Annotated in this window: 8 protein-coding genes; 6 read left to right on the forward strand and 2 right to left on the reverse strand. The window is 56.1% G+C overall.

What is annotated here, in order from left to right:
* Nucleotides 1-168 precede the first annotated feature (168 nt).
* Entirely contained in the window at nt 169-1,545 is a 1,377-nt protein-coding gene (locus tag WG938_RS08785) for a UDP-glucose dehydrogenase family protein (RefSeq protein WP_339979781.1), read from the forward strand.
* Between the two features lie 410 nt (nt 1,546-1,955).
* Nucleotides 1,956-5,057, forward strand: a complete 3,102-nt coding sequence (locus WG938_RS08790) for a SpaA isopeptide-forming pilin-related protein (protein WP_339979782.1) — start codon at nt 1,956-1,958, stop codon at nt 5,055-5,057.
* A gap of 147 nt (nt 5,058-5,204) precedes the next feature.
* Here WG938_RS08790 and WG938_RS08795 read toward each other — a convergent pair whose 3' ends face one another.
* The gene (locus WG938_RS08795; RefSeq protein WP_445292916.1) at nt 5,205-6,554 is read right to left on the reverse strand and encodes a pyridoxal phosphate-dependent aminotransferase; all 1,350 of its coding nucleotides are present in this window, start codon (nt 6,552-6,554) and stop codon (nt 5,205-5,207) included.
* Nucleotides 6,555-6,891: 337 nt separating this feature from the next.
* Between WG938_RS08795 and WG938_RS08800 the strand changes: the two genes are divergently transcribed.
* The gene (locus tag WG938_RS08800; protein ID WP_339979786.1) at nt 6,892-7,851 is read left to right on the forward strand and encodes a bile acid:sodium symporter family protein; all 960 of its coding nucleotides are present in this window, start codon (nt 6,892-6,894) and stop codon (nt 7,849-7,851) included.
* Nucleotides 7,852-7,961: 110 nt separating this feature from the next.
* Here the strand turns inward: WG938_RS08800 and WG938_RS08805 are convergent, their stop codons facing one another.
* Nucleotides 7,962-11,768 carry a heterodisulfide reductase-related iron-sulfur binding cluster gene (locus tag WG938_RS08805; protein WP_339979788.1) on the reverse strand — a complete coding sequence of 1,269 codons (3,807 nt, stop codon included), beginning with the start codon at nt 11,766-11,768 and terminating at the stop codon, nt 7,962-7,964.
* Between the two features lie 420 nt (nt 11,769-12,188).
* Here WG938_RS08805 and WG938_RS08810 point away from each other — a divergent pair, with 420 nt between their 5' ends.
* The 3 genes from WG938_RS08810 to WG938_RS08820 all read left to right on the forward strand — a co-directional run bounded on the left by WG938_RS08810 (nt 12,189) and on the right by WG938_RS08820 (nt 16,907).
* A complete protein-coding gene (locus WG938_RS08810; RefSeq protein WP_339979790.1) occupies nt 12,189-13,532 on the forward strand; it encodes a sodium/glutamate symporter in 1,344 nt (447 codons plus the stop codon).
* A gap of 113 nt (nt 13,533-13,645) precedes the next feature.
* Entirely contained in the window at nt 13,646-16,267 is a 2,622-nt protein-coding gene (locus tag WG938_RS08815) for a helix-turn-helix transcriptional regulator (RefSeq protein WP_339979792.1), read from the forward strand.
* A gap of 271 nt (nt 16,268-16,538) precedes the next feature.
* Nucleotides 16,539-16,907: a PH domain-containing protein gene (locus WG938_RS08820; RefSeq protein ID WP_339979793.1), complete on the forward strand. Its 369-nt coding sequence runs from the start codon at nt 16,539-16,541 to the stop codon at nt 16,905-16,907.
* The last annotated feature ends 246 nt before the right edge of the window (nt 16,908-17,153 follow it).

The following is a 17,153-nucleotide window of genomic DNA, read 5'->3' on the forward strand; positions in this document are numbered from 1 at the left end:
AACGCGACCAACTAATAGGTACTTGGACTACTCCACGTCAATTATTTGTGTAGTTCTGTACATTTCTTGTTTACCTGAAAGTAACGTCTACACCCGTTTGTGTGAATTGTATTATCAAATGTTTCTCCAAAGTGGCGGGACTTTCATAGGTACTTAATAATCAGTCCTATGCGAATGACGGTTATCGGAACTGGTTATCTGGGAGCTACGCACGCTGCGTCGATGGCGGAGCTGGGGCACGAGGTTTTGGGTGTCGATGTTGACCCTCAAAAGATCGAAACCCTTGCAAGTGGCAAGGTGCCATTCTATGAACCGGGCCTTCCAGAAATGCTGGAAAAGCATATCGGTACCGAACGTCTTGATTTCACGACTGACTATGACCGCGCTGCTGAATTCGCGAATTTGCATTTCATTGGGGTGGGAACTCCGCAGGTAAAGGGTTCTTTCGCGGCGGATGTAAGGTATGTGGATGCAGTTATTGATGAGCTTGCGAGGCGCGTAACTGGTCATCACGTCGTTTTGGGTAAGTCGACGGTTCCGGTGGGGACGGCTCGTCGTCTGCAGGAGCGTGCGGACACGATCTTGGCCGAGCGTGTTTCGTCTGGCGAGATCGAGCGCAACACCACGTCCATTGAAGTTGCATGGAATCCTGAGTTCTTGCGCGAGGGTTTTGCGGTGAAGGATACGCTGACCCCGGATCGTATGGTGCTTGGTCTGCGTGACGAGTTCATTCATGCTGGTGAGTCCAATGGTAAATCTCCTGCCGAGGCCGCGTTCCGCGAGTGCTTCGCACCAATCCTGGAGTCTGGCACTCCACTGGTGATTTCCAATTTGGAGACCGCGGAGTTGGTCAAGGTCTCTGCCAACGCTTTCTTGGCGACGAAAATCTCGTTCATCAACGCCGTCTCTGAGATCTGTGAGGTCACAGGGGCAGATGTCACCGTGCTGGCTGATGCGATTGGTATGGATGCGCGTATCGGACGCCGCTTCTTGAATGCTGGCCTTGGCTTTGGTGGTGGCTGCTTGCCGAAGGACATTCGCGCCTTCATGGCTCGTGCCGGTGAGCTGGGCGTGGACCAGGCGCTGACGTTCTTGCGTGAGGTGGACACCATTAATATGCGTCGTCGCGAAAAGGTCGTGGGCGATGTAAAGCGCATTTGTGGCGGTTCGCTGCTGGGCCACAAGGTTGCAGTGCTGGGTGCGTCGTTCAAGCCGAACTCTGATGACGTTCGTGATTCACCAGCTCTGTCCATTGCTGGCTCGCTGTCGCTCGGTGGCGCAGCGGTAAGCGTGTACGACCCGGAGGGAATGGACAATGCGCGCCGTTTGTTCCCAACCCTGGACTACGCAGATTCGATTGAGGACGTTTTGCGGGACGCCGAGGTCGTTGTTCTGGCAACAGAGTGGAAGGAATTCCAGGAGCTGGATCCGGTTGCTGCTGGCGAATTGGTGAAGACGAAGAAGATCATCGATGGTCGCAACTGCCTGCCACTGGCTGCATGGTTGGACGCTGGTTGGGATGTCACTGCGTTGGGGCGTGGGTAGTACCCTCTGAAGCTGGCATTATTGCATTACGACGAGCAGACTCTGGAGTCGTTTCTCTCCAGGGTTTTGTGCTGGGTTGGTGGCGTTGCTCACAAAATCGAGTGATGGGCTGGCGCCCTTGTAACGCTTTTTCAAAGTCAGTCGATGTAGTTGATGAACCCGTCGAATAGTTCTTGAGTGCGTTCTCCCCGCAGTTGGCAATTGTTCGGGCGTAGAACAACACGCTGGCTCTCCGATTGCCTAGTCGCCGAGCTTCTGGTTGTTAGAGCTTTAGCGATAGTAGTTGGGAAGGTATCGACGTGCCGGACTTTGTAGGCCCTTTAATGAGGCGCTCGTCTGATGTAGCCGTCAGGCATGATGGGTCTCGCAAGATAGTGGCGTTCTTGCTGAGTTTTATTCTCGTGTTTGCAATGTCTTCGGCATTGGATGTGCCTGCTGCGGGTGCGCAGGAGGCGAGTAGTGATCCGGCGGCAACTTCTGCTGAAGAAGTTGTGACCGAGACGGTAGAAGCACCAGCTCCTGCTCCGGCGGAATTGCCTGTGCCAGAGGAAGTACCTGTGCGAGAGGAAGTGTCTGCTCCTGTAGAGGTAATGGCGCCAGATGAATCTCCAGTTTCGCAAACACCTACGCCGGCAGAAACCACTACGGCTGAAGCTCCTGCCGATCTCTCGGGCGAAAATCTCGATGCCGAACTACCTGATGGCTACCGCAGACTCGGGGACAGTCAGCATGAAGTCCTTCTGGACAGCGCGCTGATCGACCGAGTGGCGAGTGCATGGGGAGATAACGAATGGATGATCGACGCAAGGTTCAAGGCGGTGCAAAATGTTGACCGGATCGTCGTAAATTTTGCAGAGCCACACGGAATGAAACCGGGTGCATGGGTATCGTCATTCTTCCTGGGAGATCGGGAAGTAAAGGATGTGCAAGCGCAATGGTTCGTGCGTGATGAGCAACTAGTAGAAATCACTTTTGCACAGTATGTGCACGTGGACCCAGGACAACTGCTGCGTGTGGTTGCAAAGGATGTCAAGGTTCCAGAAGGGAAGCCGGGTGCAGAGGCTTTCTTTGTGAACTTCCAGACGAAGCCTGAAGTTCTCGAAGCAATGCCAGTTGAAGAGGTTGCGGCTATCGCTGAAGAAAATGGAGCTAGACCTGATCCAGCTCAGGATTCTGTTGCGCCTGCGCCAGTGGCTGAAGATCCAATAGCGTCACCTGAAATTGATCCAATTGTCGATTCGTCAGAGATCGGATTGATGGCAGATTCGATGCCTTTTTCGTCGACGGATACGCAGAGTGCTGCTTCATCGAGCGTCGCTGCGAAGTCGAGTGACAAAGTAGCGTCGCCTGATATTGCGTTGATGGCGGATACCGCGTCTACGTGCGTGGATATTAAAGGTACGAGCTGGACGGATAACTCGCGTCAAACGGATGGTTCTACTGACTATTACGGCTACTACAACTACTACGATGGCCAGGACATTAGCTTCACCTCAGGTGTGAAGGGGACCATTAACCAGCTAACGCTGGCTGTAAACCATACGAATCCGATCTATCCGTCGAGCCACCCGAACACAACGGGCTATGTCTATGACGCAAGCGGAAATCTGGTCAAGACTTTCTCGTGGAAGCAGATTACGTGGGTTCGTAGCGGCAATAATATGGTTTTTACTCTTCCTGCGCCCGTGGCTGTAGATCCTGGCTACACTGTGAAAATCCGCGTTTGGGATGTGCCGGATGGCAATATATATCCGACAACTGCTACTGCATATGACCGCTATGGTTACCTATATGAGTACACCACAGGTAAGTACACATCTGGTGTTGTCTCGGCGTGTGGTTCTTTGCCTACAGGTACTGCTGTAACAGCTCCGAGCTACCTGACTCAGCCCTTGCCTAATCCAGCAGCTCAGCCACGCTGCGGCCAAAAGATCGCGCTCGTCTTTGACGTGTCGAACTCAATCGGAGCAACTGGTCTTACCAATATTAAGAGGGCAGGAACCGAAATTATCAACAAATTGGCGGGAACTCCTACTCAACTTGGCGTCTACAACTTTGCGACGGATGCCCCAGCAGATGGCAACAGTACTAATTGGTCGCACGCTCTTGATCTTGGTGTTTCTGCAAACGTCACAACGTTGAATACAAAAGTCAACAACCTGCATCTGGCAACGAACAGTCAACGGGGCGGAACCAACTGGGAAGGTGGTATCGGGGAGGCCATCGGGCAGGGGTACGACATTGTTTACGTAATTACGGATGGAGAGCCGACGGCGTACGAAGGTAGCTCGGATGTTGGCTATACCACTCACGTCAGCGATATTGATCGTGCCATCAAGGCGGCTAATCTCCTGAAAAAGGCGGGTACCAGAGTCGAAACCATTGGTGTCGGTATGAAGCCAACGGCCGACGTTTACAATGACAACAGCTCATTCCGCGAGACCCGAAACACGCTCGATATGTTGACGTGGATTTCTGGTCCGAAAGAGAATGAAGAATGGTACAGGATCGCCGACTATTCGACACTGGCAAGCATGCTTTCGAAAAGAATTCTCGCAGCGTGTGAGTCCTCGCTAATTGTAAACAAGCAGGTCAGGCTCCTTGACGGCACACTAATCGATGGTGGTAACTGGGAGTTCAACGCAACTGCAATTCCAGGAGCCTTGAAGAACACCAGCGATCCTGTGCAGCACACCGACGCAGAAGGCTCGGCGTTCTGGAAGTTTGAGTTGGTGAACCCCAACCAGATTATCGATCCGAATAATCCGCCAAAATCTCCTGTCTTGGTGAAGGAAACTCAGCAGGCTGGCTACAGCTTGGAGTTGCAGAATGGTCAGCGTGCGACGTGCACGCGTTGGAATAAGCCACTCGCTTCTGCGAATGATCCTAATTCTGCGACTGGTTTCTCAGTGAATGTCGATGTCTACGGTCCAGTGGTTTGTACCGTGATCAATAAGCAGCTGCCGGACGTGCACTTTGCTCTGAAAAAGGTTGGCTTTGTTGATGGAGAACAGGTTACCCAGCCTTTGGAGGATGCGAAGTTTGATATTCGCACTGTGAACCCGGATGGCACCATGGGTGATCCCGCCATGGTCGCTGGTAAGCCTGCGCAGTTGGTGTATGACGCGACTTCAATGATGTACAGGTCTCCGGGTCTTGTCGAAGGCGACTACTACATCTTGGAGACGCAGTCTCCGGCTGGGTTCTCGCTTTTGCCGAAGCCAATCAAGATTCGCGTGACGTATGAGCGCAACGCCTCTGGCATCCTGGTTCTTGATTCTGCTGGCAATCCAAAGTCCATTGTCACCATTTTGAATGATGACAATACTGTTCCCGCTGCCGTCGAATATGTGAAGTCGGAGGGTTCTCGTGACAATATCGTTATCACCTTGGCGAATTACCAGGTCGGCGATCTGCCAAAGACCGGCGGAATCGGCTTCGGACCAATCCTGCTCGCAGCCTTCGGACTAATCGGTGCAGCAGTAGTTACCCGCAAGAAGATGACCACATAAGTATAAGCCAACGCTAGCGCCAACTAGCCAAAGCTGAAGGAGGGGCGCCGTGGAGAAATCCACGGCGCCCCTCCTTCATCACTAACCCCCAGTCAAGGAGAAACTCGCAGGCCAAAAGCGAACCGCCAAACGGACAGACACTAGGAACTACTGCTTGTAACTTGCCAAGAAATTGCCCAAACGCTCAATCGCCTCACGAAGCTCGCTCGCCCACGGCAACGTCACAATACGGAAGTGATCCGGCGTCGGATAGTTAAAACCAGTGCCACCCACCATGAGGATCTTCTCCTCACGCAGAATATCCAGCATCAACTTCTCGTCGTCATGAATCTCATGGACATTCGGATCCAACTTCGGGAACGCATACAACGCACCCATCGGCTTCACGCAACTCACACCTGGAATCGCATTCAGACCCTCCCACGCGGCGTTACGCTGATCCAGCAAACGACCACCCGGAAGAATCAAGTCCTCAATTGACTGGTATCCACCCAACGCCACCTGAATGCCATGCTGAGCAGGCACATTCGGACACAATCGCGTTGACGCCAGCAAATTGATGCCCTCGATAAAGCCCTCGGCATGACGCTTCGGACCAGTCAACACCATCCAACCCGCACGGTAACCAGCGACACGATACGTCTTCGACAAACCATTAAACGTAATGCACAGCAAGTCCGGAGCCAGCTCGGCAGTAGAGATGTGCTGGGCATCGTCGTAAAGAATCCGGTCATAGATTTCGTCGGACAAAAGCAGCAGGGAATGCTCACGTGCAATCTCCACAATGCCCTCAAGAACTTCGCGAGAATACACCGCACCCGTCGGATTATTCGGATTAATGATGACAATCGCCTTCGTCCGCGGCGTCACCTTCGACCGAATATCCTCCAGGTCAGGAGCCCAATCCTGCTCCTCGTCGCACATGTACGGCACGGCAGTGCCACCCGCGAGCGTTGTCGCCGCCGTCCACAGCGGATAGTCCGGCGTAGGAATCAGCACTTCATCGCCTTCATCCAAGAGCGCCTGCGTCACAATCGAAATGAGCTCCGACACACCATTGCCGAGCCACACATCGTTGACATCGAAACGCGGGAAGTCAGGCACCATTTCATAGCGCGTGACGACAGCTCGACGTGCCGAGTAAATACCCTTCGACGAGGAGTAACCCTGCGCAGTCGGCAGCGCACGAACCATATCCTGGACAATGGTGTCAGGCGCATCGAAGCCGAACTTCGCCGGGTTGCCGGTGTTCAGCATCATGATGCGGTGGCCGTCAGCCTCCATCTGCTCCGCAAGCGTCGACACTGGGCCGCGAATGTCGTAGAGCACATTCTTCAGTTTGTTCGACTGATCGAGGGACTTCAGTGGCGTGCGACGAGGAGCCTTAATGTTGCGTCGCGAAGCAGCGCGGGCAGCGCGCGTCTGTTCAGCTGTCGACGCGCGCGTCTGCTCAGCACGGGCGGCCTTGAGCAGATCTGCCGACTTTTTCAGCGCCATTTCCTTCACATCTTGCGGAGAGAGGTGATCCGTACCGGAACCCGCGGTGGCAGTTTCTGCGGTCGCGGAATCGTCAGACGCAGTGGTGGCGGTTACTTTTTCACTTGAAGACTCTTTGCTCGAACTCACCCGTCCAAGCATGCCACCTTTATGTAGGAATGGAAGCATTTGGCTTGGTATTCGGGTGTTTCAGGGGATCGCGGGCACACTTTTGGGTGGGGCGCGTGGGGTAGTTGGGGTATGTGGGGCATTGGGCTGCTGGAAACTGCTGAGCGCGCGAAGTAAAAACCACTAAATAGAGTTGCATTCCCGACCTGTGGGATATTAATCTCACTGCATGGAATCTAGTGGAGACGTAAAAGTACTTGAAAAGCCCGTAGAAGCAGAAGAACGCTCCGCAGCGATCGCCGTCTGGGCGTTCCCCATTTTCATCCTGGTGGGAGCCATCGCAGCGTTCTTCCTCCCTGATGTATTCAAGCCAATGGCTAACTACATCACGCCGGCGCTGACGTTCATCATGTTCTGCATGGGCCTGACGCTGACAATCCCTGATCTTAAAGAAGTCGCGCGCAGGCCGTGGCCGATTGGTATCGGTGTTGTTGCGCAGTTTGTGATTATGCCTTTGGGGGCGGTGACCGTCGCAAAGCTGTTGGGTTTGAACCCAGCGCTCGCGGTCGGTCTGCTGATGCTTGGATCGGTGCCGGGTGGTACCGCATCCAATGTTGTTGCGTACCTGGCGAAGGGTGACGTTGCGCTGTCGGTGGCGATGACATCAGTGTCGACGCTGCTGTCGCCACTGGTCACGCCGGTAATCATGTTGGTGCTCGCTAATGCGGAGACTCCGGTCGATGGGCCTGGTATCGCGTGGACTCTGGCTCAGACAGTGTTGATTCCGGTTGTTGGCGGATTGGTGATTCGAGTGCTGTTCAACAGTTTCGTCGACCGCATCCTGCCGATTCTGCCGTGGCTTTCGATTCTGGGCATCGGCGCTGTCGTGTTCCCGTCAGTGGCGAATGCGTCGGAGAAGCTCGTCAATGTCGGCCTGATTGTGTTTGTCGCCGTGGTTCTGCATAACCTGCTCGGCTACGTGCTCGGATACGGCGCGGCGGCGGTATTGAAGCAGCCAAAGGCCGCGTGTCGAACCACCGCCATCGAGGTCGCAACCCAGTCCGCCGGTCTTGCATCGGGCATGTCTGCGAAGTTCTTCGCTCCGGAAGCTGCGATCCCAGGTGCCATCGCTGCCGTGTGGCACAACGTTGCCGGCGCGATCTTCGCATGGGGAGCGAGGAAGTTCTAAACCTCGTTTGCTTTGCGACGACGTAGCCCGAACAGTAAAAACCCGACTGAGAGGAATTCCCTCAGTCGGGTTTTGTGTGTGGGATTGGCGGTGATCCTCGTTACGGAGGACTAGCCGTTCCGGCGGGCGGAACCTGGGATTGGCACACCGTGTTCGTTGCGAGGCAACGATGCGAAGATGCCGCTTGCTGCATCACGGACGGTGTCAGCGACGGTGTCGGAGCTGACAGCTTCATCGGCTGGTTCTGCGTCAGCTTCTGGGGAAACCTCTGGCTCGGCTTCTGCCTCTTCCGGCGCGATTGCCTCTTCGGAGGCGAGACCCTGGGCCGGGGCGTCGTCGGCAAGAGAATCCTCGGCGGAAGTTTCGACTGTTTCAGCTGGTTCGGCAACTGGAGCAGACTCTGCGACTGGTGCAGACTCTGCAACCGGAGCTGCGCCGCCAACGTTTGGCGAAGCAACTACACCACGAGCGCTACCTGGGATTGGCACACCGTGTTCGTTGCGAGGCAACGATGCAAGGGCGCCACCCGCCACAGCACCAGCAGCCACACCGGCTGCGCCAACATCAGAAGAAGTTGGAGTTGCAGCAGGCGAAGCAGTTTCAGCTTCGGCAGCTACTTCTGGGGAGGCCTCTGGCTGAGCATCGGCTTCCTCAGGAGCGATTGCTTCTTCGGCTGCGAGGCCTTCTGCAGGTGTTTCTGCCTCGGTAGGAGCCGATGGGGCAGGGGCTCCTGACTCAGTGGCGGCAGGTGCAGGCGTCGCAGCAGGTGCAGGCGTCGCAGCAGGTGCAGCAGCGGCCGAGATTTCTCCCGCCGATGCCTTGCGAGCAGAGCCTGGCAATGGAACACCACGGTCGTTGCGAGGCAACGCCGCCAAGATTCCACCAACGGCTGCGCCCGCAGCTGCGACACCGGCAGCGCCCGCAGCAACTGCGCCAGCGCTCACGCCGGAGTCAGCCTTGGTTACTGCAGCAGGTGCGTCGACGACGGGTGCGTCGACAGGTGCTTCAGCAGGAGTCTCAGCTGGTGCAGATGCCTGTGCAGGCGCTGGAGCAGCAGCCTTCTTTGCGCCACCCGGAACTGGAGCGCCACGACGAGCACCGCCGGGAACCGGCGCACCGCCAACCTTCTGAGGTGCTGGTGCTGCTTGCTCTGCAGGAGCGGAGTCAGCAGCCTCAGTAGCCGGAGCAGCCGCTGGAGCTGCCGGCGCAGCCTTCTTGGCACCACCCGGAACAGGTGCGCCCTTCGCGCCACCTGGCTTCGGTGCGCCACCTGTGGCTGGGGTGCCGCCCTTGGCCGCGCCTGGTGCAGGAGCTCCCTTCGCGCCGCCTGGCTTTGGAGCGCCACCCGGTGCCGGAGCTCCCGCCTTCTTACCTGGAGCAGGAGCGCCACCCTTCGCGCCACCTGGCTTTGGAGCGCCGCCCGGTGCTGGAGCACCCTTCTTCGCGCTACCCGCGGCAGCTGCGCCAGCAGCAGCCGCACCTGCAGCTACCGCAGCACCAGCGCCCGTAGCAGCGGCCTTCTTACCTGGTGTCGGAGCACCAGCAGCACCAGCGTCACCCTTAGCGGAGGCTTCCTTAGCAGCAGCTTCCTTCGCTGCCTTCTTTTCAGCCTTCTTGCGCTCAGCCTCAGCCTTCGCTTCTTCAGCAGCGCGACGCTCTTCCTCTTCCTTCGCAGCCTTCACTGGATCGACGTAGCCACGTTCTGGCTGTGCAATCCATTCAGGGGAGCGAGGCTCGGGCAGCACACCGTCGACAAGTACAGAGTCACGCAACATCTGAGCGATGTCGAGGACCTCAGGCTTCTTCTCATCATCCTCGACGAGGTTATTCACCCCGTCGGACATCATGGTCTTACAGAACGGGCAACCAATCGCAATCGCGTCGGCGCCAGTGCCCAGTGCCTCTTCGGTGCGGTTGACGTTGATGCGCTGACCGATGGTTTCTTCCATCCACATGCGTGCGCCACCAGCACCACAACAGAACCCGGTATCGCGGTTACGCTGCATTTCCACAAGATTCGCGCCAGATGCACCGATCAGTTCACGAGGAGCCTCAAAAACCTTGTTGTGGCGGCCCAAGAAGCACGGATCGTGGTACGTCACCTGACGGCCCTGACCCGATGCAACCGGCTGCAAACGGTTCTCGCGAACCAGCTTGTTCAGCAACTTGGTGTGGTGCACAACCTCGTACACGCCACCCAGCTCTGGGTACTCGTTCTTGAACGTGTTGAAACAGTGCGCACAGGTGACAACAATCTTGCGCTGCTTCGGTGGTACACCATCGAAGACTTCGCTCAGCTGCTCAATGTTCTGCTCAGCGAGCATCTGGAACAAGAACTCGTTACCCGCGCGACGAGCCGAATCACCAGTACAACCCTCAGCCTGCGAGAGAACCGCGTACTTCACACCTGCCGTGTACAGCATCTCTGCGACGGCCTTGGTGGTCTTCTTGGCGTTGTCGTCGTAAGCACCGGCACAACCGACCCAGAACAGGTACTCGGTGTCGTCGAAGTTCTCGACATCCTCGCCCCATACTGGAACAACAACTCCATCCTTGCGGACCTCATCAATCCAGTCCGCACGCGTGGACGCATTCTGGCCCCACGGGTTGCCCTTGGTTTCGAGGTTCTTGAACAGACCTGCGAGCTCCGTCGGGAAGTCCGACTCCACCAGCACCTGGTAACGGCGCATATCCACAATGTGGTCAATGTGCTCGATATCAACCGGGCACTGCTCGACACATGCACCACAGTTGGTACACGACCACAGTACGTCCTGGTCGATGACACCGGCATCGTCGTCGCCTACCAATGGCTTTGCGACGAGCTCGTTCTCAGTGTCCCCACCCAGAAGGTAAGGAGCAGACGCGTACGCGTGATCGCGTAGGCGGTTGACCAGCAGCTTAGGGGACAGTGGCTTCGCGGTGTTCCACGCCGGGCACTGCTCCTGGCAGCGACCACACTCGGTACAAGAGGAGAAGTCCAGCAGAGCCTTCCAGGAGTGGTCGGTAACGACACCGGTACCCATGGAATCGACTTCAGGATCTGCTTCTTCGAGCTCCAGGATCTCGCCCCTGGAGGTCATTGGCTTTGCAGCGCCAAGTGCGTTGTAGCCGTCAGCGTTGCGCTTCAGCAGGATGTTCGCGAATGCCAGGAAGCGGTGCCATGCAACACCCCACGTGAGGTTACGGCCAACAACGAACAGCCAGACCATGCCGGACAGCAGCTTGATCAGCGCGAAGATGGACACCATCTCGGCGGAGGCCGGAAGGATCTGCGCGATGCCACCAGTGACGAAGTTCGCCCAGTTCCAGACGTTGTCGTGGTGTGGGTCGCCATAGGTGGCCAGCTTCGCAGCCTTCACCAGCATCATGCCCAGACCCTCGATGAGGACAACAGCCTCAACGAAGTACGCAGCCTTTGCATCGGAGCCGTAGAAGCGGCTCAGGCGCTCCTTGCCCTTGTTGGTCTGGCGGACAATGATCAGCGCCAGAATACCCAGCGTCGTGCCGAGGCCCAGGATCTCATCAATGAAGTGCCATGCAGTGAGGTCCTTCAGGATTGGCCAACCACCTGCTGGCCAGAATGTCTGAATATATGCCTCGAACCACACGAGTGATCCGAGGAGGAAGCCCACCATGACAAACCAGTGCGCAATAGCGACACCCGGCTTCTTTGCCATCTTGGTATGGCCGACGATCTCGCGGATCATCGTCCAAATACGAGCACCCCATTCGCCCGTATGCCCGTAGGTCTTCTGGCCCACCATGATGGTCTTCACCATATGAGTGAAGCCCTTAATAAAGATGAACCAGCAGGGGAGTGACAGCAATACACCGATAACACCGACGGCCACGGTGAAACCATTGCTGGTTACCGGGTCGCCCGCTGCTTCGGCGGCGAGGTTTAGCACGCTCATGACATTCCTTACATGCGTTTGCGACGACCAGTTTCCTGAGCGTCACCGCGAACTTGGCTGGAAATTCTCTACCCAACCTGGGTATTTCACCGGTCGGTCTTGCTCTATACCACCAGTCGGTCGCTTGCGTTGAATGCTTTGCGACGTCACTAATAGTGCAGCACACAGACCTAACGGTGAGGGGCTGAGTGAAAATTGTTCTCTTGTGAGTTGTATCACGGACGACGGATACTCACATAACTTATGGCTGAATATGAGCTGAAAAAGTTAATCGTCAGTAACGGTGCGGGTATACGGTGGCGGTGACATGTGTGACATTGGCACGGTTATGTGATGAGGGGAACGAGGTTTATATAAAGTTAACTGTGGTAACAGGTTCGTGAACAGCGGGCACATAGCAAGTTTTAAGTGGGGAGCGACATGGAATTCACAGCGTTTACGATGCTGACCGACGTGGGTTGGATCGCGCTGCTGATGCTGATCGGCGCCGTAATGAGGCGGAAGATCCCACTGTTCCAGGCGCTCCTCCTGCCAAGCCCGATTGTTGCGGGCCTCCTCGGTCTGATTCTTGGCCCCGAGATTCTGGGGTGGATCGGATTTTCCGACAATTTGGGCGACTACACCACATTGCTGATTGCAGTTGTGTTCGCAGCAATGCCTTTCTCAATGACCTTCGACCGCGGCGTGCGGCGTGGCGCCAGGACTATGTGGTCCTACTCAACGGGCATGTTCCTCGGCCAATGGGGCCTGTTCATTCTGCTCGGAGCATTCTTGTTCGCTCCGGTATGGGGAACCGATGATTGGTTCGGCATGATGCTGCCAGTCGGTTTCGTCGGCGGGTTCGGTACTGCGGCTGCAGTGGGGTCGTCTTTGGAAGGTATCGGCGCAGATGCTGCCAGCTCGCTGGGATTCACATCGGCAACGGTGGGTACTTTGGCAGCGATCGTCGGCGGGTTGATTGCAACCAGTTGGGGAGTGAAGCGCGGCAAGACCATGTCTATGCCAGCGAAGCTTCCGTGGGAAATGCGCTCTGGCTACATCGATGAGGAAAAGGAACGACCATCCATTGGTCGCGCCACGACGAACCCGTCCGCCATTGACTCTCTGGCCCTGCATGTGGGCGTGCTGGCATTCACCGTGATGGTGGCGTACCTGTTCAACCAGTGGATTACGTCGATGTTCTCCAACGTCTCCATTCCACTTTTCGCCGTGTCTTTTGTATTTGGTGGTATTGGCATGGGACTGCTGAAGGCGCTTCGCAAGCCGAAGTATTTCGATAAAGAGACAATGAAGTCCATTTCCGGCGCGTCGACAGATTATTTGATTGCGTTCGGCATCGCTTCCATTGTCCCGCAGGCACTGGCTGACTACTTGGTGCCATTGATCGTTCTGTTTGTGCTGGGCGTTGCTTACTGTGCGATTTTCCTGATGTTCGTCGCACCTGTCTTCTTCGGAGAACACTGGCTTGAGCGTGGCATTTTCGGATGGGGCTGGGCGACGGCAGCCGTCGCGACGGGTATTGCACTGCTGAAGATCGTCGATCCGAAGCTGAAGTCGGGCACGCTGAACGAATACGGCGTGGCATATATCGGATTCGCGCCTTTCGAGATTGGTATGACAATCATCGCGCCGATTGCAGTTATTGCAGGCTGGACCATTGGGCTAGGTGGCGTTGCCACAGTATTAGCTGTCGTAATTCTGGCGGCACCATGGGTGTTCAGGTGGCTTCCGCATCATCGTAAGAGCGAAAAAGCATTCGAATAGTGGGTTGGTGAATCCGCGAAGCTAGATACCTTTCGGGTGACAGCAAGGCTGAATTCAAGGCCCATTGCGAAAGTCCATTGCGACAGCCCGGATGCTTCGTGGAAGGAGCCACCATGCTCATTAATGATCGCTTCGCGTCGGCGGTGGGATTCACCCTAACCTCCGATTCAGCTCATCGCTGTTTCGGCGATCTAGAGGGGCATTTCGGGTTCGGCGAAGTTACCTTCGTCGATGCCGTCGATGATAACGAGCGGGGAGGTGTCGTCCCGCTACTCATGCGCATGATCGGCGACGATTCCGGTGCCGCTATCACCGCAGGGCTTAGCGAAATTCGCTATGGATTCTTAGCTGACGACGGGGGAGTGCCCACCTTTGTCGCAACGGAGCCGGATGAGTCACCGATGTCTCGACTTGCGACCTGCTTTCTTAACGACGAAGGGCTGTTGACCGCGCAAGACCACCATTTTGCAGCCTGTCACAGTGACTCTGCTCCGTATCTTGACCTCGATATTGATGCTATCGACGAGGAATACGCACCAGAGTCGCACGCACTTTCTATACAGTATGTACCGCTCAATCCAGGCGAGCATGACTTCCTGGGCTCTGACACGGGGGTTTCTTACACAGAAGATAAGGCGAGGTTCGGTCTGCTCCAATTGATCGGCCTTTTTGAAGCATCCACGCTGATTGTCACCCTTGAATCCGACATCGACTATGCGGATGCGGTCGAGGATGTTGATTTCACTGATTTCCTCTGTGGCCCAATCGCCGAGCTAACAGGCATCATTGTGGGGGCGACGAAGCTGCGCAACCAGACGACTAATCTTGAGTTTTGGTTCTTGCAGGTCGAGTTCGCATGTGGTCGAGTCCTTAACTTTTGCGCCGAACACCCGTTTCTGGCCGGCGAGTTTGAGCACTTCTCGCCGTACCCAGTTGGCTCTGTCATCCACGGCACGGTCCTCTTCACGGGTCACTTCTCGCCAGTAGTGCGTAGTAAATTGACCGGTTCGTCGTCAGTAGCGCGCAGAGTCATCATGGACCCCTACGTGTTGCCCACCAGGGCGCAAATCCAAGGCGGTTTGCCGTCTGCAAATTCGATGTCAGTGAGCGAGCGTCGTGCCGGAACTGCCTGGGATTTCTCGTACGGTTACTCGATGTCCGATGTCGCAGGGTGTCTGGGCTTCGACTTCACCAGCAATTCTGGGCTCTTCTGGCAGTTTCAGCGGCCTCCAGCCAGTGCGATGTCAATGTCCACGAACCGGCTGTCGTCATTTCTCGCAGCTGACTCTCCAGCGGGCACTTTCGAAGACAACCCTGCAGCGACGTGGACTCTCGCCCAGCCGATGACCATCTCCAGCAGGCACGTTTTGTGCACCCTCGGCTTGTCCTTGCCGGCGCTGTCCTGGGGAGCAGCCCTCATCTTTGACCCCGCACGCACCGGCGTGAACTTCTACGCCGCCGTGGACTGCAACTTCTACACCGACATCGACGAGATGCCAGCTTCGCTCGCAGGGCTAGTCGGTGCCGATCGGTGCTGCGCCGATTCAGAATACGGAGAGGTTTTTCTGGGGGCTGCCGTCGTAAAGTTCCCGCAGTTGCACCGCAATCCGTTCACTCATACGGCATTTCTTTCGGTACAGGTCACGCTTGACGACGAGCGCGCGATAGCACTGCTGCCATGCCCGGAATGGTTGGCGGAGCAGGCGGATCAGCATGGTGATGGTTCCGTCGAAGTGGCGCGTGCGCTGCAGAAACTGAGCGGAAAGTATGTGGCCGGGTTGTTTGATAACTGTGGTTTGGGGATCAGCGATGAGGCGATCATGACGGATGAGTATGAGGACGTGCTGCGGGTATTTGATCGCGAAATGAGGGTGAGGACTCCTGAACTTGCCCCGAAACAAGTGGCACAGAGGCGAACGCGGGCGCTGTCACGGTGCTATCGAAATCCAGAGATCGATCACAATGCGGTGGCGGTTCGGTATCTGACTGAACGTACGTCGTGCTCGACGGTCGAATTGATGTCAAAGCTGAGGACCGGGCCGAATGGTCTGGAGCAGCGGGTGCAGGACATATACGGGGCTTATGGCATCAATATTTATCGACGGGGCGACGATGAATGGGCGGTGGAACGTCGCGAAGAGGGAACTGAATGGATTCCTCTAAGCGAAGACCAGATTGGTGCCGGATTGCTGGGGTGCCGAGTTGCCCAGGCATGGCAGCGTGACGGTGGTTTGTGGGATGAGGTTGAGTCGGTGAAAAGTGCGTTGTGGGAAGCCGCGTCGATCGAAGCGGTCGAACAAGTCTCGGAGGCTTTTGGTGTGCCGGGATCGCCAGGGCCAGATGACACGTCTATTCAGGACTACCTGACCGACGAGGATTGTTTCGACAATCATGTCGGGGTGCTGGAGAGGGCGATCGTCGAGAAGAAGAAGGTGTCGATGCTGTATGGAAATAGGGAAGATGAGCCGACGGCGCGCGTGATTCATCCCGCGAAAACTGTGGTGCTGAACAGGCCTTATGTGCTGGCATGGGATGAGTTGCGCGAGGATTGGCGGACGTTCCGGGTTGATCGGATTAAGACGTGTTCGTTGACGGACGAGGAGTTTGAGCCGCGGTTTGTGTCGTTGCCCGAGGATATTGATCCGGACGAGCTGGAGGGTATGTACGGACGCTTTGGCGACGACGTTGATAACGCGACGATTCGCGTGGCGTGGTCGCTGCGGTTCGCGGAATAGGTTGTGGGGTGTGTCCGCGATGGGCGAGGGTGGCTAGATATGGTGGAGGAAGCAGCCATCTTGCGTTCCCAATCCAGCCCTTTAGAACGTCTTTTCTAGGACAGCGATGTTGAATCCATGCGCTGGCCTATCGTTGCTTTGTCACTGATAGTGCAGATGATCGGTTCGCTTCTGACTCCTAGAAACAGATCCCGGTTTTCGCCTACTAGACGTGCGCCTTTCAATTCATTTCGCACATATTCAATGGGCGAATCCAAGACTGGAGAATTTAATGGAAACTGCTGCGATCACTGCCTGGACACTCATGCGTCCAATCCCGATTCCAGCTGATGTGGGAAATCTCATGGTCCAAGGTGAGCAACCTGTCGCTGCGTTTGCGACCTTCCGTGACTCGGCAATCTTTACGACGAAGCGTCTCATCATCCGCGATGCCCAGGGTATGAGGGGTAAGAAGGTCGAGGTCTATTCTCTGCCATACACGGCAATCAATATGTGGTCTAGCGAGAATGCAGGAACCTTGGACTTCAACTCGGAGATGGAGCTGTGGACTCGTGCCGGGCACATCAAGATCAAGCTTGGTCGTGAAATTGATGTTCGTCAGCTAGATCATCTGATTGCGAGTTGCGTTTTGAACTCATAGGCTAGGCACCTCTCTCTTCTGGTGTAACCCAAATCACACCTCAAACTTGAGTCCCCTGGGAACAACTGTGCAACCCGTCCCGTTGTCCATAGTGAAAGGTTGAGTCACGCGCACTCAGGTTTACTTGACAGGTTGAAACCCTCCAGGCAAACTTGAGTGCGAAAGGCTCAAAGAACTAACAGTCGCCTCGGTCGGCGCGGAGCTTTAGGGGCGAGAATCGTCGTAAAGCTCCCGCTCACACCGAAC

Source organism: Corynebacterium sp. H113 (genome assembly GCF_037572315.1).
Classification (GTDB): Bacteria; Actinomycetota; Actinomycetes; order Mycobacteriales; family Mycobacteriaceae; genus Corynebacterium.

What these genes read in the sequence shown, in the direction of transcription:
- WG938_RS08785 (WP_339979781.1), top strand. Translation starts at nt 169, where the DNA reads ATGCGAATGACGGTTATCGGAACTGGTTATCTGGGAGCTACGCACGCT.
- WG938_RS08790 (WP_339979782.1), top strand. Translation starts at nt 1,956, where the DNA reads ATGTCTTCGGCATTGGATGTGCCTGCTGCGGGTGCGCAGGAGGCGAGT.
- WG938_RS08795 (WP_445292916.1), bottom strand. Translation starts at nt 6,554, where the DNA reads ATGGCGCTGAAAAAGTCGGCAGATCTGCTCAAGGCCGCCCGTGCTGAG.
- WG938_RS08800 (WP_339979786.1), top strand. Translation starts at nt 6,892, where the DNA reads ATGGAATCTAGTGGAGACGTAAAAGTACTTGAAAAGCCCGTAGAAGCA.
- WG938_RS08805 (WP_339979788.1), bottom strand. Translation starts at nt 11,768, where the DNA reads ATGAGCGTGCTAAACCTCGCCGCCGAAGCAGCGGGCGACCCGGTAACC.
- WG938_RS08810 (WP_339979790.1), top strand. Translation starts at nt 12,189, where the DNA reads ATGGAATTCACAGCGTTTACGATGCTGACCGACGTGGGTTGGATCGCG.
- WG938_RS08815 (WP_339979792.1), top strand. Translation starts at nt 13,646, where the DNA reads ATGCTCATTAATGATCGCTTCGCGTCGGCGGTGGGATTCACCCTAACC.
- WG938_RS08820 (WP_339979793.1), top strand. Translation starts at nt 16,539, where the DNA reads ATGGAAACTGCTGCGATCACTGCCTGGACACTCATGCGTCCAATCCCG.